This is a genomic window from Rodentibacter myodis (assembly GCF_001999305.1).
GTDB classification, from domain to species: domain Bacteria; phylum Pseudomonadota; class Gammaproteobacteria; order Enterobacterales; family Pasteurellaceae; genus Rodentibacter; species Rodentibacter myodis.
In genome coordinates this window covers 1-24,214 of record NZ_MLHQ01000041.1, presented here as the reverse complement: position 1 = coordinate 24,214, position 24,214 = coordinate 1, and the positions used below count along the sequence as shown (strand labels likewise).

The window sequence follows — 24,214 nt, the reverse complement described above, 5'->3', positions numbered from 1 at the left end:
CTTGCAGAGCTGTTTGCAGCTGAAGCAGAAGTTGAAGCCGCGCTTGCAGAGCTATCAGCTGCCGAAGCAGAAGATGCCGCATTGCTTGCAGCAGTTGAGGCTGATGAAGCGGCTGATATAGCCGAGGAGGCTGCGCTTGCCGCCGTTGAAGCCGTTTTACTAATATCTCCGGCTGATGATGCAGCAGATTGCGCTGTACTTATTGCGGTTGAAATGGCACCGGCTGCTTGTGATGCTTGACTGGCAGCTGCTTGAGCTGTTGATTCTATTTTATTTATTTTTTTTACCGTGGCGTTATCAAGACCAATGGTCAATGTTTGTAGTTTTTGTTTATAGTCTGTTCCATTGCCATAACGATAATTCTCATTTAGTTTATCGCTACTTGATCCCTCTGTGCCGTTAGTAGCACTAAGACCGGTTTTGATCCCATTCACACCTTGTATAGTAAGCGTCCATTGTGCGCCATTCCCTGAGTCCCAAGCTCCGGATTGTGAGCTAGGCCAGTTATAACCCGTACCAGGTACTGTGATACTACTTGCCGCAACTTGTTGTGCAAAAGCAATTAATGCACTTGCTAAGAAAGTCTTTTTAAATCCGGCGATCATTCCGGCTGTTCGTTTTGTCGTGCTTTTGGGCGATTTCCCTACATAGTTGTTAGCGAATTCCGACACTACAACGTACGTGTTTTTTTTACGATCGAAAACGATCTTAAAAATTTTATTCATTGCTGAATGTCCTATGTTATTTCTGTTTATTTACGATTTGTTAATACAAATAAAATTGCTATTCTGACGGTAACCATTTCTAGCTTACTTAAGAGTAGCGGTCGGTTAGTTTAAATTGCTAATTGATAATTTCAATATCTGAAGTTTTGGATAGGCTTCTTTGCAGAAGGATTCTTTACAAAAATATGATTTGTATAATTTCGGTAAATAAAATGATAAATTTCCACAATGTTTATTTAAAAATTATTGTTACTTCTAATATTTGTTTTTAAATAAATAATTTCTTTATTTTTTTTATGTTTTGTTTAATATTTTATAGTTTTAATATATCTTGTTGTATTTTATGATTTTTTTATTATATTTTTTTGTTGTTTTATGCTTTTATATATGAAGTAAGATTTATTAAAATATGATAGAAATTGCTTTTATTTTATTATTAAATATGATATTATTTGCACAATTGCACAATTGCACAATTGCACAATTGCACAATTGCACAATTGCACAATTTTTGTAAAGATTTGTAAATGTTTGTAAATTTTTGAACTTTCTAAAATTCGTCTTAGTTTTTCGTTTAAATTCGCCAAGGATCCTCTTATATGAGCAACGAAATCGAACTCAAACTTATCGTTTCGCCGGCAATGTTTAATGTACTGGCACAACACCTCCAACAATTTAATCCGCTTGAACATCAACGCATTTTCCTAGGTAATACCTATTATGATTATCCCGATCATTTTCTCGCCAAGCAAAAAATGGGCTTACGTATTCGCCAAGAAAATCAAACAATAACATTGACATTGAAAACGGATGGCCAAGTGGTGGGGGGATTGCATAGTCGTCCTGAATATAATTTGCCATTGGTGGAAAAAGAAACGCCAACGAATGAAATGTTACGCACTTTGTACCCCTTTGAACAACTTCCAATAACCCCACTACAACCTATTTTTTCCACCGATTTTGACCGCACTTTTTGGCTGATCCCATTTCGGGATTCTAAAATTGAAGTGGCGTTTGATCAGGGAAAAATCGTTAGTGGCGGACATTTGCAACCTATTTGTGAAATTGAATTTGAATTGAAAGAAGGAAACATTGCGGATCTTTTCTATTTTGTTGAAGCATTGCCGATTTTAACGGATATGTATTTCAGTGGTGCGAGCAAGGCAAAACGTGGTTATTTGCTCGGTCAAAGGGTGGTGCTAACGGATTGGCTAAGTAAATGGCGTGATTTTTTGCAAGCGGAAGGGAAAGAAAGTACGGTAGATTTTCAAGCCAAATTTAATGCGTTGCTTAAAATGGAACAAGATTTGGTGGAAGAAACCCTTTCATTACCAAGCACTTTATTTAGTTCGGATTTTATGAAAACCGTGGAGCGGGTTGGGGCGTTTTTCAATTTGTATCATTATTATGATGAAAATAAAACCTTATTGGAAAGGGTTGTGGCAGCGAAAAATGGTGCTTTAATCGAGGAAAATTTCCTTGAAGATCTATTGGAAAGTAACCAACACTTTTTCACTGAAATTCAACATCTTATTCGTTTTCACAGCGAAACCAAAGATAACGAAAAAACCATTGAAAAATTGACCGCACTTTTTAAAGACCGTTTTTATTTTGAACGAATGCTTAAATTAATGCGTTTGTCGGTATTAAATGAACCGCAGATTCATCATTAAATCGAGGCATTTTAAGCATTGTTAAAACCCGCTTATTTTATGGAGAAAGAAAATGGCAAAAGCGCCGAAAACGGCTTATGTATGTAACGATTGCGGTGCGGAATTTTCCCGTTGGCAGGGGCAATGCACCGCTTGTAAAGCTTGGAATACCATCAGTGAAGTGCGGTTAATTTCCGCCTCAAAACCCAAAAATGATCGATTCAGCGGTTATGTCGGTGAAACACAGGCGAAAATTCAAACCCTTTCTGAAATTAGCCTGCAGGAAACGCCTCGATTTACCAGTGGATTTAAAGAGCTGGATCGCGTACTTGGTGGGGGAATTGTGCCGGGGAGTGCGATTTTGATTGGGGGACACCCCGGGGCGGGAAAAAGTACACTTTTGTTACAAGTAATGTGCGGATTGGCACAAAAAATGACCGCACTTTATGTTACGGGTGAGGAATCTTTACAACAAGTGGCTATGCGTGCCAATCGCTTGGGCTTGCCGAATGATAAGCTCAATATGCTTTCGGAAACCTCTGTTGAACAAATTTGCAACCTTGCGGATCAACTTAAACCGCAAATTATTGTGATTGACTCCATTCAGGTAATGCATCTTGCCGATATTCAATCTTCGCCGGGCAGTGTGGCACAAGTGCGGGAATGTGCTTCGTTTTTAACCCGTTATGCCAAAACACGTCAGGTGGCGATTATTATGGTGGGACACGTCACAAAAGACGGCACACTTGCCGGGCCAAAAGTGTTGGAACACGCCATTGACTGTTCTCTGTTATTAGAGGGGGAATCGGATTCACGCTATCGCACATTGCGCAGCCATAAAAACCGCTTTGGTGCGGTAAATGAATTGGGCGTGTTTGGTATGACGGAACAAGGTTTGCGTGAAGTGAAAAATCCTTCCGCCATTTTTCTAAGCCGTGGCGATGAACAAACTTCAGGCAGTTCGGTGATGGTTCTATGGGAAGGCACACGTCCGTTATTGGTAGAAATTCAAGCCTTGGCAGATCATTCTATGTTGGCAAACCCACGCCGGGTTGCGGTGGGATTAGAACAAAATCGCTTGGCGTTGTTACTTGCCGTTTTACATCGTCACGGTGGTTTACAAATGGCGGATCAGGATGTTTTCGTGAATGTCGTAGGGGGCGTAAAAGTGACGGAAACCGGTGCGGATCTTGCCTTATTGCTTGCCTTAATTTCCAGTTTCCGCAATCGCCCTTTGCCGCAAGATTTGGTGATTTTTGGTGAAGTGGGACTTGCCGGCGAAATTCGTCCCGTGCCGAGCGGACAAGAGCGAATTAGCGAGGCGGCAAAACACGGTTTTAAACGTGCCATTGTGCCTTTCGGAAATAAACCGAAAAGTGCGGTGGAAAATATGCAGGTTTTCACGGTGAAAAAATTATCGGATGCCTTAGCGGTGTTGGATAATTTTTAGAAATTCATTGTCATACTGAAAATTGGGGCAAAATCCGTTAGAATACCAACCTCTTACATTCTGTTATGTCGTAAATGTAAAACAATAGTGCAGAAATCAACAGTCAAAAAATGGAAAAGAAACTAAATAAAGCATTGGATACGATTGATATTAAAATTTTGAATGAATTACAACGCAACGGCAAAATTTCTAATATTGATCTTTCCAAAAAAGTGGGATTATCTCCCACCCCTTGTTTAGAACGGGTAAAACGCTTGGAAAAACAAGGGGTTATTATGGGCTATCGTGCTTTGCTCAATCCTGAATTACTTGATGCCCCGCTTTTAGTGATTGTTGAAATTACACTGGTGCGAGGTAAGCCCGATGTGTTTGAAGAATTTAATGCGGCAATTCAAGCCCTTGATGAAATTCAAGAATGTCATTTGGTTTCGGGGGATTTTGATTATTTGCTGAAAACCCGCGTGGCGGATATGGCGGCTTACCGAAAATTATTAGGTACAACCTTATTACGCCTGCCCGGTGTGAACGATACCCGCACTTATGTGGTGATGGAAGAAGTGAAACAAACCAACTATCTTGTCTTAAAATAAAAATGATTAAACGAATTACCGAACGCTTTACCCCCAAACAATATCTTGGGGAACTCTTCTTTGGATTGGCAGCCCTGTTAGGCTTATATTTGATTGTAGCGTGGTCAAGCTATACGCCGTTGGACAATTCTTGGTCAACTGCCGGTTTTCAAACCGAAACCATCAACAAAGCCGGTGCTTTCGGTGCTTGGGTGGTAGATACTTTCTTTGTTTTCTTTGGTTATGTGGGAAATTTGTTCCCTTTCCTGCTTTTTCTCGTTCCATTGTTTTTATTAAAAACCAAAGCGGTTCGCTCCCTCTCTTTCACAAAAATTGCTTTGCGTAGTTTTGGCTTTGTCACATTGCTTGTAGGGTTAACCATAATGGCAACCTTATTACTTTCCAATACAAACTATTATTTATCCGGCGGGGTGTTGGGCGGAAGTCTTGTGCTTGCACTTTATCCTACCTTGGGGAAATTTGGTTGTATTTTGGTCGGGCTTGCTTTAGCCATTATTGGTTTTATTTTTTGTTCCGGTGCCTCACTCATCCGCCTCATTGTGCGGTTTTATCACTGGTTAACAATGAAAAATGATGAACAAGAAGCGGAAACGCCATCGGAATCAGCCATTGAAGAACTTGAACAAATTGTGATTCAAAAACCTACGGCATTATTTAATAAAGCCGATGAAGCCAGCGATCAGGCAAGTGAAATAAATGCAGATGAAAATATTGATACGGAAGCGGAGAATCCGCTGGTGCAACCGGAAAAATTAATCAATATTAGTGGATTGTCCCAACCCGATGTAACACCTCCTTCCTACGCTCAAGCGGAAACATCGTTATTTGATGAAAACTTTGATGGTTTTAAAGCCGATACTTTCGATAAATTGCCAAGTGTCAGTATTTCAATTCAAGGTCAGGGGGAATCTTTACAGCAGAGTTTTGCCCCAACTTGGTCAAATGCTACATCGAAACCAAAAACAGAAGAAACGCAAAGAACGGTTGATTTTGAGCCGATTTCTACATTGAATGATCCGGTAATGCCAACGGTTTCCCTTGCGCCGATAACGGAAAAAACTTCTTCGGAATTGACCGCACTTTCTTATGATGAAGCATTCGAGAGGGAAACGGATGATTTGGCTCGTCAATTTGCCGAACAAGAAAAGCAATCTTTGGCGGCAATGGCGGAACGTGCGAAAACGTTAGAGGCGGAGGATGCCTTAAAAGTGATTCTCGCCGCACCGGAACCTGATATTGAATCTCAACCCAGAGTACAAATTCAAGAGACAACACCGGTTTATAAACCCTATGGCGATTCTTTGATTCACCCTGCATTTCAACAACCAACCCAAAAACGGGAAAAACCAACGACACCGTTACCAAGTTTGGATTTATTGGAACAGCACCCAACGCAAACGCAGGAAATCACCCGTGAGGAAATTACGGCAACTTCGCAACGCATAGAACAACAGTTAAGTAACTTTAATGTGAAAGCAAACGTACGGGATGTGCTTGTAGGGCCGGTGGTAACCCGTTACGAACTGGAATTACAACCGGGGGTGAAAGCCTCAAAAGTCACGAACATTGATACTGATTTAGCAAGGGCATTAATGTTCCGTTCCATTCGTGTTGCCGAAGTGATTCCGGGAAAACCCTATATAGGTATTGAAACCCCGAATGCACATCGTCAAATCGTGCCATTACGTGATGTTTTGGACAGTGATGAATTTCGAGGTTCAAAAGCAATTTTGCCAATGGCGCTTGGAAAAGATATTAGTGGTAAACCGGTGATTGTGGATTTGGCAAAAATGCCGCATTTATTGGTGGCGGGTTCTACCGGTTCGGGAAAATCGGTGGGGGTGAATACAATGATTTTAAGTTTACTTTTCCGTGTTCAGCCGGATGAAGTGAAATTTATTATGATCGATCCGAAAGTGGTTGAACTTTCCGTTTATAACGATATTCCCCATTTGCTCACACCGGTGGTTACAGATATGAAAAAAGCGGCAAATGCCTTGCGTTGGTGTGTGGATGAAATGGAACGCCGCTATCAATTACTTTCCGCATTACGGGTACGTAATATCGAAGGTTTTAATGAAAAAATTGATGAATACGAAGGAATGGGAATGCCGGTTCCAAATCCAATTTGGAAACCGGGCGATACGATGGATCAAATGCCGCCTGCATTGAAAAAATTAAGCTATATCGTGGTGATTGTAGATGAATTTGCCGATCTTATGATGGTTGCCGGTAAACAAATTGAAGAATTAATCGCACGCCTTGCGCAAAAAGCACGCGCCATTGGTATTCACCTTATTTTGGCAACACAACGCCCTTCCGTTGATGTGATTACGGGGCTGATTAAAGCCAATATCCCAAGCCGTATTGCCTTCACGGTGGCAAGTAAAATTGACTCCCGCACCATTTTGGATCAAGTGGGGGCAGAAGCCTTATTGGGGCGTGGCGATATGCTGTATTCGGGGCAGGGATCTTCCGATCTTATTCGTGTACACGGTGCTTTTATGAGTGATGACGAAGTCGTACGTATTGCCGATGATTGGCGTGCGCGCGGTAAACCGGATTATATTGACGGCATTTTGGATGGCGAAGAAGATGAAGAAAGTGCGGATAAAACAAGTGGCGGTAGTGGCGAGCTTGATCCGCTTTTCGATGAAGTGATGGAATATGTTTTAAGCACCGGAACAACCTCCACCTCTTCTATTCAACGTAAATTCAGCGTGGGTTTTAACCGTGCCGCACGCATCATGGATCAAATGGAAGAACAGGGCATTGTGAGTGCAATGCAAAATAACAAACGTGAAATTCTTGCACGCCGTCCCGACTACTAATTTCAACATTAAAAAGGAAAGTAAATGAAAAAAACATACTTAAAATTGACCGCACTTGCTTTGATGGGCTTTAGCGGTATGGCACTTGCCGATGCAGCAGGGGAATTACAAACCCGTTTAAGCCAAGTGAATACCCTGAGTGCAGATTTTTCTCAAACCGTGACTGCGGTAGGCGGGAAAAATGTACAGCAGGGAAGTGGAAAACTTCAAATCAAACGCCCAAATTTATTCCGAATGGAGACTAAATCACCACAGGAAACACAAATTATTGCCGATGGTAAAACCCTTTGGTATTACGATCCTTTTGTGCAACAGGTCACGGCACAATGGGTAAAAGAGGCGGTGAATAATACACCTTTTGTTTTATTAACCAGTGATGACAAAAGCCATTGGGAACAGTATTCGGTAAGCCAACAGGCGGATACTTTTACGCTGAAACCTAAATCGGCGAAAAGCAACATCAAGCAATTCGACATTCGGGTGGATTCAAACGGTGTGTTGAAAAATTTTAGTACCACCGAAAAAGACGGACAAACCAACCTGTATGTTTTGCGAAATATCACCAATCAAGCATTGGCGGATTCCTTGTTTAAATTTACTCCACCAAAAGGTGTCGAGTTGGATGATCAACGTAAAAAATAAATAAAAGGGCATAATAAAAGGGCATAATAAAAGGGCGTAATAGAGGAAGTTGTTATTACGCCCTCGATTTTTTCTCAATGCTAAGGAAATAATGTATGGCAAATCTTGGTTTTGATTTCGCAGAAAACGATTTTCGCCCCCTTGCAGCAAGAATGCGGCCGACAAATCTCGATCAATATTTCGGGCAATCCCACCTTGTTGGAGAAGGAAAACCATTGCGCAAACTCATTCAAGCGGGGCATATTCATTCAATGGTTTTTTGGGGGCCACCGGGAACGGGAAAAACAACCTTAGCCGAAATTATCGCAAATCGTATCAATGCCGATGTGGAGCGTATTTCAGCGGTAACCGGTGGAATTAAAGAAATTCGGGAAGCCATTGATCGGGCAAAACAAAACCGCCTTGCAGATCGTAAAACCATTTTATTTGTTGATGAAGTTCATCGTTTTAACAAAAGTCAGCAAGATGCCTTCTTGCCTCATATTGAGGACGGCACGATTATTTTTATTGGTGCAACCACTGAAAATCCTTCTTTTGAACTGAACAGTGCATTACTTTCACGCGCCCGTGTTTATGTGTTGAAATCCCTCACCACCAAAGAAATTGAACAAGTACTGCAACAAGCGATTAATGATCCTGAGCGGGGTTTAGGCAAAGTGCGGTTGATTTTAGAAGAGAATTTATTAACCCAACTGGCAGAATATGTGAATGGCGATGCCCGCCTAGCCTTGAATTGTCTTGAATTAATGACGGATATGGCGGAGGAAACGGAAAACGGTAAAAAAATTGACCGCACTTTATTAAAAGAAGTATTGGGAGAACGCCAAGCCCGTTTTGATAAGCAGGGGGATCGTTTTTATGATCTTATTTCCGCATTGCATAAATCCGTGCGGGGTTCTGCACCCGATGCGGCATTATATTGGTATGCACGAATTTTAACCGCAGGCGGTGATCCGCTTTATGTGGCAAGACGGCTTTTAGCTATTGCTTCAGAAGATATAGGTAATGCCGATCCCCGCGCAATGCAAGTGGCACTTGCCGCTTGGGATTGTTTTACCCGTGTAGGTGCATACGAGGGAGAACGTGCCATTGCGCAGGCGATTATTTATCTTGCCGTTGCCCCGAAAAGCAATGCTGTTTATACCGCCTTCAACACCGCAAAACAACAAGCGAAAACCTTACCGGATTATGATGTACCGCCACATCTACGCAATGCACCAACTAATCTGATGAAAGAATTGGGCTACGGGGCGGAGTATCGTTACGCACACGATGAACCCAATGCTTACGCCGCCGGTGAAAATTATTTTCCGGAAGAATTGAAAAACACGCAATATTACTTCCCAACGAATCGAGGAATGGAAATTCAGATTAAGGAAAAATTGGAACGGCTGCGTGAACAGGATAAAAGTGCGGTCAAAAAACGTTATGAATCGTGATAAAAAATGCGTGGTTATTCCACGCATTTTTAGTTAGAACATACTACGTCCGCTTTCGGTTTTTTCCGGCACAGATTGAATGACATCCCAGTGTTCTACAATTTTGCCGTCTTGATCAAAACGGAAAATATCCACAACGGCTTCACCACGATCTTTATCATCTAATTGACTATGCACGTGCAGTGCCACCAAATCGCCGTCAGCCAACACACGTTTTACCGTTGCTTTTGATTTTGGATGGGCTTTTAAGAAAGGCGCAAAAGCGTCAATAAAAGCCTGTTTGCCGTCTGCTACGGTCGGATTATGTTGTAAATATTCCTTGCCAATATATTTATCACTGGCTTCTTGTAATTTATGTTGGTTGAACACCATTTCGTAAAAATCAAGTGCCACAGCTTTATTTTGTTCCGGGATAGAAGCAAATCCAGCGGTTGAAAGGGCTAAAAGTGCAATGGTAAAAATCACTTTTTTCATAACATTTCCTTTTTGTTAAGGGTTAAAAACGCGGGCATTGTAGCAAAATTATCTTTTTTAGAAATAAACTCTCTCTTATTTTGAAACAATAAAACGACAAAATAGATTGAAAGGGTGAAAAGGATTCGTATAATCGGCAGCTCATTTTTTCGATGTGGTTGCAAATACATAAAGCAAAAATAGCGTGATGATTGAAACGAAATCTTAGGTCTTTATTCCATCGAAAACTTTTTTCATGGTGTTGTGGCTACATATCGCCTTTTATGGATAACAAACAATATGACAAAAACAAACTCAAAAGCCTTCTTGGCTATATTACTCGGTGTACTTTCTGCGTTTGGCCCTTTTGTGGTGGATCTTTATTTGCCCTCTCTGCCGCAATTAGCGGCTTTTTTCACCACAACCGTTTCAATGACACAACTCACCTTAACCACGGCAATGATCGGATTGGCTGTGGGACAATTATTGTTAGGGCCGATCAGTGACAAATTTGGGCGTAAGAAACCGCTCATTATTTCGTTACTCATTTATATTCTTAGTTCCTTCTTGATTATTTTCTCGCCAAATATTGAAACAATGATCTTTTTACGTATCGTGCAAGGTTTATCTTCTGCCGGTAGTGTGGTGATTTCCCGTGCGATAGCAACGGATCTTTATCGTGGTAGGGAAATGACCCGCTTTTTTGGTTTGTTAATGACAATAAATGGTATTGCACCCATTATTTCCCCAATATTAGGCAGTATTTTGCTTGAATATATTAGCTGGAAAGGCGTGTTTGTTTTTCTGACATTGATTGGAATAACGGTTGTTGTTTTTTGTTTTCGTTTGCAAGAAAGTTTGAAGGAAGAGAACCGTTTGCAAGGTTCGGTACTTTCGACTTTTTCTATTTTTGGCGTGATCATCAAAAATCGCTTATTTATGAGCTATGTGGGAATTGAAAGTTTCTTACTGGGAGCAATGTTTGCTTATATTGCGGCGTCTCCCTTTATTTTGCAAAGTTTTTATGGCTTGAGTGCATTTGTTTTTAGCTTGTGTTTTGGTGCAAATGGAGCTGCATTGGTGATAGGGGCAAATGTGGGCGGAAAATTGCCAAATCGAACCGCACTTTCTATTGGCGTTCTTGGTTTTTTTACCGCGGCAATTTATACCATTATCGTATTATTTATTCAGCCCTATTGGTTTTTTGTAGAAATTGGCTTCTTTTTAATGTTGCTACTAATGGGACTTACTTTTCCGGCAATTTCTTCCCTTGCAATGGAAAGTGAACGTCAATATGCCGGCAGTGCTTCCGCATTGTTAGGTTTTGCCCCTTTCTTTTTAGGTGGAATCGTTTCGCCATTAGTCGGTATTGGAAATATTTTTTATGCCACTGCAGTAGTAATTTGGGTTTGTGGGTTATTAGGTGTTGGGATTTATTTGATAATTCAAGGAAAAATTGTAGATTCAATAGAATAATGTTTGAAATGGCAGTATCACGATTGGTTTATTTTTTCCAAAAAAGAACCCGATAGTTCTCTGTTGAATTATCGGGTTTTGTTATTTGTACCAGCCCCTTAATTGGGAGTAAATTGATTCGGTATTATATGGCTGTTACACAATAAATTATTTGAACCAAGTGGCTTTCGCAAGCGTTTAGATAATCATTATAGGTGTCATCCCAATGAAACCTGTCTATTGATTGTAGTTGAATACCAAGTTTTAACCATTATTTAGATTTTTTTGAACAGGAGTAGGTTATAAAATTAACTGCGCTTTCTACACAATGCAGACTTCCAATTTTAGCTGTCTATTGTGAAATTGATGGAGTGTATTGCGGTGTCCTATGCTGAGAATAATCATCTGCGGCAAGCGTTCTTTTATAGTTTGATAGAGTAAATGCTCTGTCGCTTCGTCTAGGGCTGAGGTGGTTTCATCAAGAAAAACTACGTCTGGTTTGGTGAGTAAAATACGAATAAAGGCAACCCGTTGGAGTTCGCCGGGGGATAAAATTGCTTGCCAGTCATTTTCCACATCAAGGGCGTGTAGGTATTTTTCTAAACAGCAATCGCGTAGGGTTTGTTCCAGTTCCGAATGGTGGGGATCAATATCCGGATAACAAATGGCTTCCCGCAATGTGCCTTGAGGCATATAAGGACGTTGTGGCAGAAAAAGACTACCGGAGCAAGGGTGTTCGGCAGTGCCGAGGGTTTCAAAGGGGTAAATCCCCGCAATGGCTTTCAATAGGGTTGTTTTGCCTGTGCCGGATGCACCTTGGATAAGCAGGGCATCGCCACTTTCAAGCACCACATTAATGTTATTCAGCAAAATTCGTCCCTGCTCATCTTTTACGCCAAAATCTTTTAGGGCAACGCGGTTTGAACATCGGTAAGGTTGGCTGACTTCAGTGTTATCCAATTCATCCAGTTTTGTCATAAAGCCGTAGAGACGATTTAGACGTGCTTGGTAGAGGGTAAATTCTTCATAAAATAAACGGAAAAAGGAAAGTGCGGTCATTAATCGATTGAATGCCTGCACGGTTTGATGCATATCACCGAGTTTGATTTGCCCACTGAAAAAACGTGGTGCCTGCAACATTAGCGGGAGGAGTTTTGCCACACGGGTAACACCGTTATTGAAGCCGTCTAAGCCGAGCATTTTTAAGACGATTGTCCAGCGGTTATGGATAATTTGTGCAAATTTTGTTTTCAGTAATGCCTGTTCTTTTGATTCACCGTGATAAAAAGCGATACTTTCTGCATTATCACGCACACGGATTAAGCCATAACGATAGTCGCCATTCAGTTTTTCCTTGTTAAAGTTGAGTTTGATTAACGGATGTCCGAGCCAAACGGACATTAAGGTGGCGAAAATAATAAAGGCATAAATAAAGAACACTACGCCTTTTTCAATATTCAAACCAAATAAACTCAACATTCCCGAAAGCGACCAAAGAATAATGGTGAATTCAATGGTGGTGAGGATTGAATTGATCATTCCTCTTACAATTTGCACCGTACTGGTGATAAATTCTCGGGCATCCTGTTCAATACGCTGATCGATATTGTCCGGCAATTCCCGCTCATATTTTAGACGATAGTATTTTTTATTTTCTAACCAGCGTTTTACCAACACCGCATTTAGGCTTTCCAACCAACGGATTTCAAAAACTTGACGTAGAAAATAATCGGCAATGGAATGTACCACCTGCACCAACACGAGGAGGGCATTAAGTTTTGCAAAGAACCAAAAAGTCTCGGCATTGAGTGCCTGCATTGCACTATATAATCCATTGTAAAAAAATGAATTAAGCACGCTAAAACGTACTTCAAGCAAAATCATCAGAAATAATAATAGGAGAAAAGCGATGATTTTAATGCTGTTTTGCTTGGTGAGGGAGGGGGCGGCAATGTGCCAAAACTTTTTACCAAAAGGGGTTTGTTTTAATGCTGCAAGGGTTGCGATAAAACCCAGTACCACCCAAAAAAGTGCGGTTAAAATCCAGTTAAAACTATTATTGAGTTCGGTTTGCCAGTTCATAAATTTCCATAAGTGAAAAAGGGCGAAAGCATTTCGCCCCAATAATGCTAATTAGAAGGAATATTCCGCTTTTACCCAATAAGTACGTGGCATACCGAGTAGTGCAAAGCTGCGATCATACATTCCACGTTGTACTTGCCAATAGTGTTTATTGAAGGCATTTTCAATACCTGCTCGGAACGTGATTGCCTGTTCTTCGCCTAATGTCATCGCATATTTTGCCCCAAAATCTACGGTGGTGTAGGACGGGAGGCGATAATTTGCGGCGGTGTCTTGATAGGATTTCCCATAATATTGGACTGCACTGTTTAATGTTAAACCTTGAATGAAAGGGGTATCCCATTCAATACCGGCTTTGGCAATCCAACGGGGGCTGGTTACCTGAACACCATTGACAATGGTGTCCGCATAGGTTGGAAAGTCGAACACTTTAGCTTGGTTGTAGGTAAACCCAAGTGAAGGGCGTAATGTGCCTTCAAAGAGATTGGTATAAGCATTAAACTCAATACCACGATTGCGTTCTTTACCCTGTTCTTTTCCGGCTCTTTGTTCCAGTGCCGTTCCACTTCGACCACGGATAATGCCCGGACGGCGAATTTCATACAGGCTCAATGTGGTGGTGAATTGATCGCCCCAATTTTTACGCACGCCCAATTCAAGTTGGCGGCTGACCCGTGGGCTATTCATTTCACCACTATCCGGATCAACATTACCCGGTTCTAAATCTTCTAAGTAGTTACCATAAAAGACTAAATTAGCATTTGGCACATAGGCAAGCGTAACCATTGGGCTGAATCGATCTGCTTTTACCTCTTTGGCGGTGTTTTTGTTTAATTGTTTGATCCATTGGAAACGTCCACCCAATGTAAGGCGAAGGGTATTATCAAAAATGCCAAGCGTGTCGGCAAAAGCCAAGCTACGGGCGGAGAGTTTACTATCCGTGCCTTGTGTGTTTGGGGTTAAATCAAAGTTGTTGGGGGATAATGCACCAAAGTTTGGATGATAAATCGAACCGCCATTTACCCGCCCATTGGTTTTTGCGCTTTGATCGTGATCACGTTGGCGCACAACGGAATCAAAGGCGACATTCCAGTTATGCAATATTGCGCCGGTTTCAAGTTCGCCCTGTAATTTTAAGTTACCGCTTGTGGTGCGGGTGCGATAATCAATGCCACGAATACCGGTGATATTAAAATCGCCATTTTGCTGAAGTTGGGTAATTTGACCAAATGCACCGGAATATTGGGATTCCATATGACCAATTCCACCCGATAACATCATATTGTAAGGCAGATCATATTCAAATGTTGCCATAATGGTTTGATCTTTGGTGGTTTGAGCGAGCCAACTCGGGTTTAAATTGGTTTTACCGTTTGGTGCGTTTGGCACGCTATAAGCTAAATTTTGCAGATCTTGCAAACGCGCACGCCCACCGTGAGTAGTGCGTTTGGCATACATATAATCCACGCCGAGTCGTAATTTATCACCACGATAATCCGCGCCAAGGGCAAATTCTTTATTGCGTTCATCATAATTTTCACGTGGGGTGTCGCCATCACGATACTTACCGTTCACCCGCACGCCCCATTCGTTGTTTTCGCCAAAACGGCGACCCACATCAAAGGTTTCTTCTAAACGATTATTGCTATACCAACCAAAGCCTAGTTTATTAATTGCCTCATCTGTTGCCCGTTTGGTTTCAATATTCATTGAAGCACCCGCCGAACCTTCCGGATCCATCCCTGTTGTGGCGGTGGATGCCCCTTTGATTAATTGGGCAGAGGAAACCGCAGCAGTAGGAGAATTGTAGGTTGAATATAAGCCGGCTAACCCGTTTACACTCACCTGACGCATATCTAATTGTAAATTTCTAACATATAAACCCGAAAGCGTATTGGTTTCACCACCAAAATTCATTACCGAAGCATCGGTTTTCGCAAGGGCATCGACAACATTGCGAGGCGATTTATCTTCAAAGGCTTTTTCATCATAATTGATGACGGAAATTGGGGAGGAAAAGGCGGTTTGACGACCCAGTAGGCTTAAATTAACGATTTCTTTTTGTTTTTCACCGATTGCTTTGGCTTTTTCCAGTTCGGTGACAACATTTACTTGATCGAGTTGTTCTGAATCGCCATTAACTGTGGTTTCGGCAAAGGCGGAAATTGAAATACCGGTAAAAAGGGCGGAGTAAATAACGCTATGTTTGAACATTATGATTGCTTTCCTTGAAATTGAAGGTAACGAAAAGGAAGGAAAGTATAATCGAAAACAATCGTTTTACTCAATAGGAATAATTCGCATTAACTATTAAAGTCATCGTATTCAAAAGTGCGGTCATTTTTTTCGTGATTTTTTGTTGTTGATTTCAAGCATTTGACAATCATCGATTCGTCATTGTGTTAGTACGTTTTTGTCATTACAATGATGCACTCACAATAGGAGGACTTATGAATAGCACATTGACTATCCGCGTTGAACAACAAATCAAACAGCTTGCTGCTGAAAATGCAAAACGATTGGGATTAGATTTATCCACCGTTATTAGAATGTTGCTACAACAGCTGGCAACCCAAGCGACTATCCCGAAAGAATTACTTGAACCGAATGCCGAAACATTACAGGCTATTTATGAGTTAGAAAATAACTTAAATGTATCACGTTATAAAAATGTTGAAGAACTCACAGCCGATTTGGGGTGGTAAATGTTTACTTTGATCACCTCTGCACAATTTAAAAAAGATGCCAAACGTTATAAAAATGACAACCAAGCCAAAGAAATCATTACTGAAGTGATCGAATTGCTATCTACCGGCGAATCTTTTCCATCTAAGTATAAGGAACACGCTTTAATTGGCAATTATGTTGGGTATTTAGAATGTCACGATCGACCTAACTTACTTTTGATTTATCAACGTGATAGCACGAATCAAGTGATTAAACTTTACCGTGTTGGCTCACATTCTCATTTGTTTAAATAGAAGAGACCCATGAAATGGGAAAGTATGTAGGCATTTGTAATATTAACCTGTTGAAATTCTCTCCTAGTACGGATACTGTCTTTATACTTTACGTAAAGTGCGGTCATTTTTAGGCGTATTTTTGATCTTACACATTCACCGGCGTTCTTGATACAAGATCATTGAAATTATTTCAGTTTTTCCAATCTTGCCATCAACACTTCATCTGGCAAACTTTGCATTTTTCTCATTCGATAAAACAATAGTACTGCCGCAAAGGTAAGTGATACCACAAAAGCAATCCAGAAGCCCTGTGCGCCAATGCTTGGTATTAATAAATCGGTTCGGGCTAATGTATAGCCTAATGGCACACCGATAACCCAATAAGCAAAAAGTGTAATGTAAAGAATCACTTTTGTGTCTTTATAACCCCGCAAGACACCACCAACCACAACCTGAACGGTGTCGGAGAACTGATAAATCGCCGCAAGTAACAATAAGCTACCCGCCATACCAATGACAATCCCGTCTGTCACAAAAATAGCAGCAATTTCATAACGGAAGAAAATAGTAATAAATGCGGTGATAACGGTAATGGTTAAACCAAGCATTAATGCGGTGTATGCCATTTTTTTCGCTTTTTTTGGCGATCCCGCTCCTAAAGCTTGCCCCACAAGAATCGTGCTTGCCATACCGATAGACATAGGGAACATAAAGATAAAAGAACTGGTGTTTAAGGCAATTTGATGGCTTGCCACAATGGTTGCTCCTAATGGCGAAAGCAATAGTGCCGTCATCGCAAAAAGTGCCACTTCACAACAGATAGCAATTGCAATGGGTAAACCAAGTTGAAAGAGTTTATTTAATGTTGTGATGTTCGGTTTTTCAATCAATCGGCTGAACACCTTTAATCGGCGTTCTTGACGATTAAAATAAGAGTAGGCGATCATCATCAAACACATTGCCCAATTTACGATTGCCGTTGCAATGCCACATCCCACCGCCCCAAAGGCAGGCAGTCCAAGTTTGCCATAAATAAAAATATAGTTGAGCGGAATATTTATCATTAAACCGAGAAAGGCGATAACCATTGCCGGTTTGGTTTTAGCGATACCGTCATTTAAACAGCGGAAATTTATCATTAATAAATATGCCGGTAACCCCCAAAGCATTGCGTGCAAGTAATCACGGGCGATTTGTGCCATATTGGCATCCATCTCCATAAATTGTAAAACCACATCACTGTAATAAATAAACAAGCCAAGAGGAAGCGAGGCAAAAAGGGCAATCCAAATGCCTTGACGAACTTGGTGAGCAATGCGATGACGTTGTCCCGAGCCATTTAAATAAGAAATTGTAGGCGGTAAGGCGAGTAGCAAACCATGCCCGAATAATACCAAAGGCAGCCAAATAGACGCCCCGACCGAGATCGCCGCCATATCGGTGGAACTTACCCGCCCTGCCATAATGGTATCCACAAGCCCCATTGAATTTTGGGCGACTTGCGCAAGCAAAATAGGCAGTGCAATTTTGATTAATTTTTTAATATCGGCGTGATATTCGGATAAAAGACGAAAATTCATAAATTTGATATACTACGCAAAATTTTTTATTGAGGAAAAGTTATGTTTACCGGAATTGTACAGGGGATTGCACCCATTCATTCAATTACAGAAAAGCCACATTTTAGAACACAGGTTGTAAAATTACCACCTGAAATGCGTAAAGGATTGGAAATTGGTGCGTCAGTCTCCAATAACGGTGTGTGTTTAACGGTGACAGAAATTAAAGACGATTTAGTCAGTTTTGATCTTATGCAGGAAACCTTACGCATTACCAATTTGGGAGCGTTAAAAGTCGGCGATTTTGTCAATATTGAACGGGCAATGCAAATGGGAGCGGAAATTGGCGGGCATATTTTATCCGGTCATATCTACTGCACGGCAACGATTTCCAACATTATTAGTACAGAAAATAATCGCCAAATTTGGTTTGAATTACCCAATATGGATGTAATGAAATATATTCTCACCAAAGGGTTTGTCGCCGTGGATGGCATTAGTTTGACTATTGGCGAAGTGAAAGAAAACCAATTCTGCGTCAATTTAATTCCCGAAACCTTACAGCGAACCTTAATGGGACAACGCAAAATAGGGGATGTGGTAAACATCGAAATCGATCCACAAACGCAAGCGATTGTTGATACGGTAGAACGTTATTTAGCGGCGAAAAGTTAAATAAGATAAAAAAAGAGCAGCCAAAAATATGGCTATTAATTTCAATAGGTTAATATGCTGGATAGTAAATGTGGCATCCTTACTTTTTATCAAAATGAATTTAAGAACAAGGAAAAGCGATAAAAATGAAAATTGCCTTAGGGGTCGAATATAACGGGCAACATTATTTTGGTTGGCAACGCCAAGAAAAAGTACGTAGTGTGCAGGAAGAACTGGAAAAAGCCCTTTCTTTTGTGGCAAATGAAAAGATTGAGGTATTTTGTGCCGGACGAACGGATTCCGGAGTACACGGCACAGGGCAGGTGGTGCATTTTGAAACCAATGCACAACGCCCAGAAAAAGCGTGGTCGTTTGGTGCGAATGCCAATTTGCCCGGTGATATTGCGGTGAAATGGGCGAAAGTGGTAGATGATGAATTTCACGCCCGTTTTTCTGCCACGGCACGCCGTTATCGTTACATCCTATATTGCAATAAGTTGCGTTCCGCCATTTTGCCGGCAGGCATTACCCATTGCCATTTCGATCTCAACGCCGACGAAATGCATAAAGCAGGACAATTTTTATTGGGGGAGCAGGATTTTTCCGCTTTCCGTGCGGCACAATGCCAATCGAATACCCCTTGGCGAAATGTTCATCATTTAAAGGTGGTACGAAAAGGGGAATATATTATTGTTGATATTCAAGCCAATGCTTTTTTACATCATATGGTACGCAATATTGTCGGTAGCCTTATTGAAGTGGGAGCAGGCAATCAACCGATTGAATGGATAAAATGGTTGTTGGAACAGCGGGAGCGCAAACTTGCCGCACCTACGGCAAAACCCGATGGACTTTATTTGGTAGAGGTTATTTATCCTGAAAAATTTGCCCTTCCTCACACTAAATTAGGGCCGCTTTTTCTTGAGGATGAGCTGATTTAAAGCGATAGGCTTGTCTGACTAGCAACGAAGTTGGAATTGTGGTTTAATACGCCGAATTTTCTCGTGGATAAATAGGTAAAAAAATGAGCTGGATCGATAGAATTTTTAGCAAAGGCCCTTCTTCTTCAACCCGTAAGGCGAATGTGCCGGAAGGGGTTTGGACAAAATGTACCTCTTGCGAACAAGTGCTTTACAGTGAAGAGTTAAAACGTAATCTTTATGTTTGTCCGAAATGCGGTCATCATATGCGTATTGACGCACGGGAACGCCTTTTACGTTTATTGGATGAAGGATCAAGCCAAGAGATTGCAGCAGATTTAGAACCCAAAGATATTTTAAAATTCAAAGACTTAAAAAAATATAAAGATCGTATCAGTGCGGCACAAAAAGAAACCGGTGAGAAAGATGCACTGATTACAATGACAGGCACACTTTACAATATGCCGATCGTAGTGGCTGCTTCCAACTTTGCCTTTATGGGCGGATCAATGGGATCGGTCGTGGGGGCAAAATTTGTGAAAGCGGCGGAAAAAGCGATGGAATTAAATTGTCCGTTTGTGTGTTTTTCAGCCAGTGGCGGCGCACGTATGCAAGAGGCGTTATTTTCCCTTATGCAAATGGCAAAAACCAGTGCGGTACTTGCCCAAATGCGTGAAAAAGGCGTGCCGTTTATCTCGGTATTAACCGATCCGACTCTCGGTGGCGTTTCTGCCAGTTTTGCGATGTTGGGTGATTTAAACATTGCCGAACCGAAAGCCTTAATTGGTTTTGCCGGCCCTCGAGTAATTGAACAAACCGTGCGTGAAAAATTGCCGGAAGGTTTCCAACGCAGTGAATTTTTATTGGAAAAAGGGGCGATTGATATGATTGTCAAACGGGGGGATATGCGCCGTACCTTGGCAAGCCTGTTAAGTAAACTGACAAATCAACCTTCCCCTTTTGCGGAACCCGAATTAATTGAGAATGAAGCATAATATGAATTTAAAAGCCACTTCGCCACTCGCCGAGTGGCTTTCTTATTTAGAAAACAGCCATTTTAAAGCCATTGATCTTGGTTTGGAACGTATTCAATCCGTGGCGGAAAAGCTCGATCTTCTCCAGCCTGCCCCCTATGTAATTACCGTGGGGGGGACAAATGGAAAAGGCACAACCTGCCGATTGCTCGAAACCATTTTGCTCAACCACGGCTTGCGTGTAGGCGTGTATTCTTCGCCCCATTTACTGCGTTATAACGAACGGGTACGTATTCAAAATAAAGATTTACCCGATGAAGCCCACACTGCCTCATTCGCCTTTATTGAAGAACATAAAACGGTATCCCTAACTTATTTTGAATTCAGCACGCTTTCCGCCTTGCATTTGTTTAAACAGGCGAATCTTGATGTGGTGATTTTGGAAGTCGGGCTAGGCGGACGTTTGGATGCCACCAACATTGTGGATAGCCACCTTGCGGTGATCACCGGCATTGATATTGATCACACCGATTTTCTTGGCGATACACGAGAAGCCATTGCTTTTGAAAAAGCCGGTATTTTTCGTGAAAATCGTCCCGTGGTGATTGGTGAACCGAATGTGCCGCACACAATGCTGGCACAAGCGGAACGGTTACATTGCAAGGTATCACGCCGTAATGTGGATTGGTCGTTTCAACAAAATGCTCAAAGCTGGCAGTGGCAGAGTGCAAAAGTGCGGTTAGAAAATTTACCGTTTTGCCAAATTCCCCTTATGAATGCGGCGACTGCCTTGGCGGTGATTGAGCAGTTGCCTTTTGAGGTTAGCGAAGAAACTATTCGTCATTCTTTGCAACAGGTTGAATTAATCGGGCGTTTTCAACAAATTAATGCCAACAAAAAGCAAAAATTGGCAACCTTATTATCAAAACAGGCGGAATCCCTGCCAACGGTGATAATTGACGTGGGGCATAATCCGCAGGCCGCCGCCTATTTGGCGGAAAAATTGACCGCACTTAAAGCACAACATCAAGGCAAATTGATTGCGGTATGCGGAATGTTAAAAGATAAGGATGCGCAAGGTATCTTTACCCATCTTGTTCCCCTTGTTGATGAATGGCATTGCGTTACCCTTGGCGGTTATCGCGGACAAAGCGGCGAAGCATTACAGGCAAAACTCACCGAATTTTCGCCAAAGCTACAAGCAATATCAGAGAAGACAGTGTGGAACGGCGTAGAAAATGCCATTGAAAGTGCGGTTAAAAATGACATTGTTTTAGTGTTTGGTTCATTTCACACCGTGGCGGAATTTTGGCAGGTGTTGGAATTCTAAAAACAAAATCAAGTCATACCCACTCCTCCTAAGTTTTAGACTTTATTTTATATGTAATCTCGGATACACTTCCCCTGTCAGTGTCTCTTGGGTACCTAGTAGGATTTGAGAGTTGGGAAAATGACAGTGGTTTTCGCTTTTGTAAAGTGAATTTTTATTATTAGGTATTGTAAATAGCAGGTACTAAATGAATAGAATTTTTAAAGTTGTTTTTAACGCAATCACTCAAACGTGGGTAGCTGTTTCAGAGTTGAGTCGCTCAAAAGGCAAAACAAAGTCTTCGGTTAATAACCAAGTGAATATTGAAAAGATAAATTCAGTTAGGTTAAATGCTTTAAAAGGTGCTACGGCAACGTTCGTGCTAACGTTGGCTAGTGCTAATGCACTAGCTGCTGTTCAGATTGGTTCTACTAGTGGAGATACAATAAGTGGGGCAAATACCACTGGTGTGGGGAGAGGTATTGCTATAGGGGAAAATGCTTCGGCGGGTAATGCTAATCAGGATTATGGTGGGGTAGCACAAGGTTCTTTAGCAATTGGGGTGGGGGCTAGCGCAAATAGTAATGGTATTGCAATAGGTTCTAATGCGAAAGCGGATCGTGGTGGCGATGGGATTGCTATTGGTGGAAATACGCGTGCGGCACAGCATAGTGTGGCTCTAGGATTAGATTCGGTGGCAACGGGAACAAATGAAATTTCAGTGGGAAATTCGACTCGTAAACGTAAAATTGTTAACGTAGCCAGTGCAGTATTAAACGCGAATTCTACCGATGCAGTAACCGGTGCACAACTTTATGCAACTAATACCGCAGTGAGTACGGCTCAATCAACGGCGAATTCTGCATCAACAGCTGCAAGTATGGCTCAAAACGTAGCAAATGCAGCGTCAACAGCCGCAAATAGTGCACAGACAACAGCAAATCGAGCGTTATCAACAGCACAAAGTGCGGTCACAGATAAAGCAGATTCATCACGAAGTTATGCCTTTAATATTGAAAATTCTGCAATGGAAGGTTCTTCTACAAGCGGTACTGCGGATAGCTGGACATTGGGAAATAATGATTCTCTCACGTTTGCTGCGACCAGCGATCTTTCTGTTTCAACAGATGGTAATGGCAAAATTATTTACGGTTTATCCAATACGGCGAAAAGCTCAATCGCAGCAGCCAGCATCGCTGCTGCAACCGTGACTGAAAACTTAGGAAAAATTCAAAGCGCAGCCAGTGCAGCCGCCTCGTCAGCAGTTGCCGCAAAAGCCTCTGAAACCGCCGCTTCAAATTCTGCAGGCGCAGCTTCAACTTCCGCAAGCAACGCAGCATCTTCAGCGACGGTAGCAAATAGTTCGGCAAATGCGGCTTCAACCTCTGCAAGCAACGCAGCTTCTTCTGCTTCAGCGGCAGACAGTTCCGCAACTAAAGCGTCAACTTCGGCGTCAGCAGCAGATAGTTCAGCAAGTGTAGCATCAACTTCTGCAAGCAATGCATCATCTTCGGCGACAGCCGCGGATAGTTCTGCAACCGCAGCGTCAACCTCCGCAAGCAATGCATCATCTTCGGCGACGGCGGCAAATAGCTCAGCAAATGCAGCCTCAACTTCTGCAACCTCAGCTTCAACCTCTGCAAGCAATGCATCTTCTTCTGCCTCCGCAGCAAATAGTTCGGCAACTGCAGCGTCAACCTCTGCAAGTAATGCATCATCTTCAGCGTCAGCCGCGGGTAGTTCTGCAACCGCAGCGTCAACCTCTGCAAGCAATGCAGCATCTTCGGCGACAGCGGCAAATAGCTCAGCAAATGCAGCTTCAGCTTCCGCAAGTAACGCATCTTCTTCAGCGACAGCGGCAGACAGTTCCGCAGCTAAAGCGTCAACGTCGGCGTCAGCAGCAGATAGTTCAGCAAGTGTAGCATCAACTTCTGCAAGCAATGCATCATCTTCGGCGACAGCGGCAAACAGTTCAGCAAGTGCGGCCTCAACTTCCGCAAGCAATGCATCATCTTCAGCGACAGCGGCAAATAGTTCGGCAACTGCAGCGTCAACCTCTGCAAGCAATGCATCATCTTCGGCATCAGCGGCAAATAGCTCAGCAAGTGCAGCGTCGACTTCTGCAAGTAACGCATCATCTTCGGCATCAGCGGCAGGTAGCTCAGCAAATGCAGCTTCAACATCAGCAAGTGCAGCGTTGACCTCTGCAAGCAATGCATCTTCTTCAGCAAGTGCGGCGTCAACTTCCGCAAGCAATGCATCATCTTCGGCATCAGCAGCAGGTAGCTCAGCAAGTGCTGCGTCGACCTCTGCAAGTAACGCGGCATCTTCAGCGACCGCAGCGGATAGTTCTGCAAGCAACGCATCATCTTCAGCTTCAGCGGCAGGTAGTTCAGCCAGTGCAGCGTCGACCTCTGCAACCAATGCATCTTCTTCAGCAACAGCGGCGTCAACTTCCGCAGGCAATGCATCATCTTCGGCATCAGCGGCAGGTAGCTCAGCAACTGCGGCGTCAA

General features: G+C 42.2%; 19 protein-coding genes. 14 read left to right on the top strand and 5 right to left on the bottom strand.

Going from position 1 to position 24,214, the window contains the following annotated elements; genetic code table 11:
* On the bottom strand, window positions 1–671 hold a 671-nt coding region (locus BKL49_RS11915), incomplete at its 3' end, for a hypothetical protein (protein ID WP_244152010.1).
* 653 nt (window positions 672–1,324) lie between these two features.
* On the opposite strand from BKL49_RS11915, the gene BKL49_RS11910 reads away from it, so the two are divergent.
* The 6 genes from BKL49_RS11910 to BKL49_RS11885 all read left to right on the top strand — a co-directional run bounded on the left by BKL49_RS11910 (window position 1,325) and on the right by BKL49_RS11885 (window position 9,329).
* Complete coding sequence (locus BKL49_RS11910) at window positions 1,325–2,398, top strand: CYTH domain-containing protein (protein ID WP_077425754.1); 1,074 nt, start codon at window positions 1,325–1,327, stop codon at window positions 2,396–2,398.
* 52 nt (window positions 2,399–2,450) lie between these two features.
* A complete protein-coding gene (gene radA / locus BKL49_RS11905; RefSeq protein ID WP_077425752.1) occupies window positions 2,451–3,827 on the top strand; it encodes a DNA repair protein RadA in 1,377 nt (458 codons plus the stop codon).
* Window positions 3,828–3,937: 110 nt separating this feature from the next.
* Window positions 3,938–4,417, top strand: coding sequence for a leucine-responsive transcriptional regulator Lrp (gene lrp, locus BKL49_RS11900; RefSeq protein ID WP_077425750.1), 480 nt, complete (start codon window positions 3,938–3,940; stop codon window positions 4,415–4,417).
* A gap of 2 nt (window positions 4,418–4,419) precedes the next feature.
* Window positions 4,420–7,248: a DNA translocase FtsK gene (locus BKL49_RS11895; RefSeq protein WP_077425748.1), complete on the top strand. Its 2,829-nt coding sequence runs from the start codon at window positions 4,420–4,422 to the stop codon at window positions 7,246–7,248.
* 24 nt (window positions 7,249–7,272) lie between these two features.
* The gene (gene lolA / locus BKL49_RS11890; RefSeq protein ID WP_077425746.1) at window positions 7,273–7,890 is read left to right on the top strand and encodes an outer membrane lipoprotein periplasmic chaperone LolA; all 618 of its coding nucleotides are present in this window, start codon (window positions 7,273–7,275) and stop codon (window positions 7,888–7,890) included.
* Window positions 7,891–7,985: 95 nt separating this feature from the next.
* The gene (locus tag BKL49_RS11885) at window positions 7,986–9,329 is read left to right on the top strand and encodes a replication-associated recombination protein A (RefSeq protein ID WP_077425744.1); all 1,344 of its coding nucleotides are present in this window, start codon (window positions 7,986–7,988) and stop codon (window positions 9,327–9,329) included.
* 33 nt (window positions 9,330–9,362) lie between these two features.
* Here BKL49_RS11885 and BKL49_RS11880 read toward each other — a convergent pair whose 3' ends face one another.
* Window positions 9,363–9,803, bottom strand: coding sequence for a nuclear transport factor 2 family protein (locus BKL49_RS11880; protein ID WP_077425742.1), 441 nt, complete (start codon window positions 9,801–9,803; stop codon window positions 9,363–9,365).
* A gap of 279 nt (window positions 9,804–10,082) precedes the next feature.
* Here BKL49_RS11880 and BKL49_RS11875 point away from each other — a divergent pair, with 279 nt between their 5' ends.
* Window positions 10,083–11,258, top strand: coding sequence for a multidrug effflux MFS transporter (locus BKL49_RS11875; protein ID WP_077425740.1), 1,176 nt, complete (start codon window positions 10,083–10,085; stop codon window positions 11,256–11,258).
* Window positions 11,259–11,558: 300 nt separating this feature from the next.
* Here the strand turns inward: BKL49_RS11875 and BKL49_RS11870 are convergent, their stop codons facing one another.
* Both BKL49_RS11870 and BKL49_RS11865 read right to left on the bottom strand, forming a co-directional pair.
* Entirely contained in the window at window positions 11,559–13,319 is a 1,761-nt protein-coding gene (locus tag BKL49_RS11870) for an ABC transporter ATP-binding protein/permease (protein WP_077425738.1), read from the bottom strand.
* Between the two features lie 51 nt (window positions 13,320–13,370).
* Window positions 13,371–15,536 carry a TonB-dependent siderophore receptor gene (locus BKL49_RS11865; RefSeq protein WP_077425736.1) on the bottom strand — a complete coding sequence of 722 codons (2,166 nt, stop codon included), beginning with the start codon at window positions 15,534–15,536 and terminating at the stop codon, window positions 13,371–13,373.
* A gap of 233 nt (window positions 15,537–15,769) precedes the next feature.
* Here BKL49_RS11865 and BKL49_RS11860 point away from each other — a divergent pair, with 233 nt between their 5' ends.
* The gene (locus tag BKL49_RS11860; protein ID WP_077425734.1) at window positions 15,770–16,024 is read left to right on the top strand and encodes a type II toxin-antitoxin system RelB/DinJ family antitoxin; all 255 of its coding nucleotides are present in this window, start codon (window positions 15,770–15,772) and stop codon (window positions 16,022–16,024) included.
* Window positions 16,025–16,300 (top strand): type II toxin-antitoxin system RelE/ParE family toxin, encoded by a 276-nt coding sequence (locus BKL49_RS11855; RefSeq protein ID WP_077425732.1) that lies wholly within the window; start codon window positions 16,025–16,027, stop codon window positions 16,298–16,300.
* A gap of 167 nt (window positions 16,301–16,467) precedes the next feature.
* Here the strand turns inward: BKL49_RS11855 and BKL49_RS11850 are convergent, their stop codons facing one another.
* Window positions 16,468–17,862, bottom strand: coding sequence for an MATE family efflux transporter (locus BKL49_RS11850; RefSeq protein ID WP_077425730.1), 1,395 nt, complete (start codon window positions 17,860–17,862; stop codon window positions 16,468–16,470).
* A gap of 42 nt (window positions 17,863–17,904) precedes the next feature.
* On the opposite strand from BKL49_RS11850, the gene BKL49_RS11845 reads away from it, so the two are divergent.
* The 5 genes from BKL49_RS11845 to BKL49_RS12275 form a co-directional block, all read left to right on the top strand.
* Window positions 17,905–18,516, top strand: a complete 612-nt coding sequence (locus BKL49_RS11845; RefSeq protein WP_077425728.1) for a riboflavin synthase subunit alpha — start codon at window positions 17,905–17,907, stop codon at window positions 18,514–18,516.
* Window positions 18,517–18,641: 125 nt separating this feature from the next.
* Entirely contained in the window at window positions 18,642–19,436 is a 795-nt protein-coding gene (truA, locus tag BKL49_RS11840; protein ID WP_077425726.1) for a tRNA pseudouridine(38-40) synthase TruA, read from the top strand.
* Window positions 19,437–19,519: 83 nt separating this feature from the next.
* Complete coding sequence (gene accD, locus BKL49_RS11835; RefSeq protein WP_077425724.1) at window positions 19,520–20,410, top strand: acetyl-CoA carboxylase, carboxyltransferase subunit beta; 891 nt, start codon at window positions 19,520–19,522, stop codon at window positions 20,408–20,410.
* Between the two features lies 1 nt (window position 20,411).
* A complete protein-coding gene (gene folC, locus BKL49_RS11830) occupies window positions 20,412–21,719 on the top strand; it encodes a bifunctional tetrahydrofolate synthase/dihydrofolate synthase (protein ID WP_077425721.1) in 1,308 nt (435 codons plus the stop codon).
* 187 nt (window positions 21,720–21,906) lie between these two features.
* Window positions 21,907–24,214 (top strand): ESPR domain-containing protein (locus tag BKL49_RS12275; RefSeq protein WP_244152009.1); only part of this gene is annotated, 2,308 nt, incomplete at its 3' end.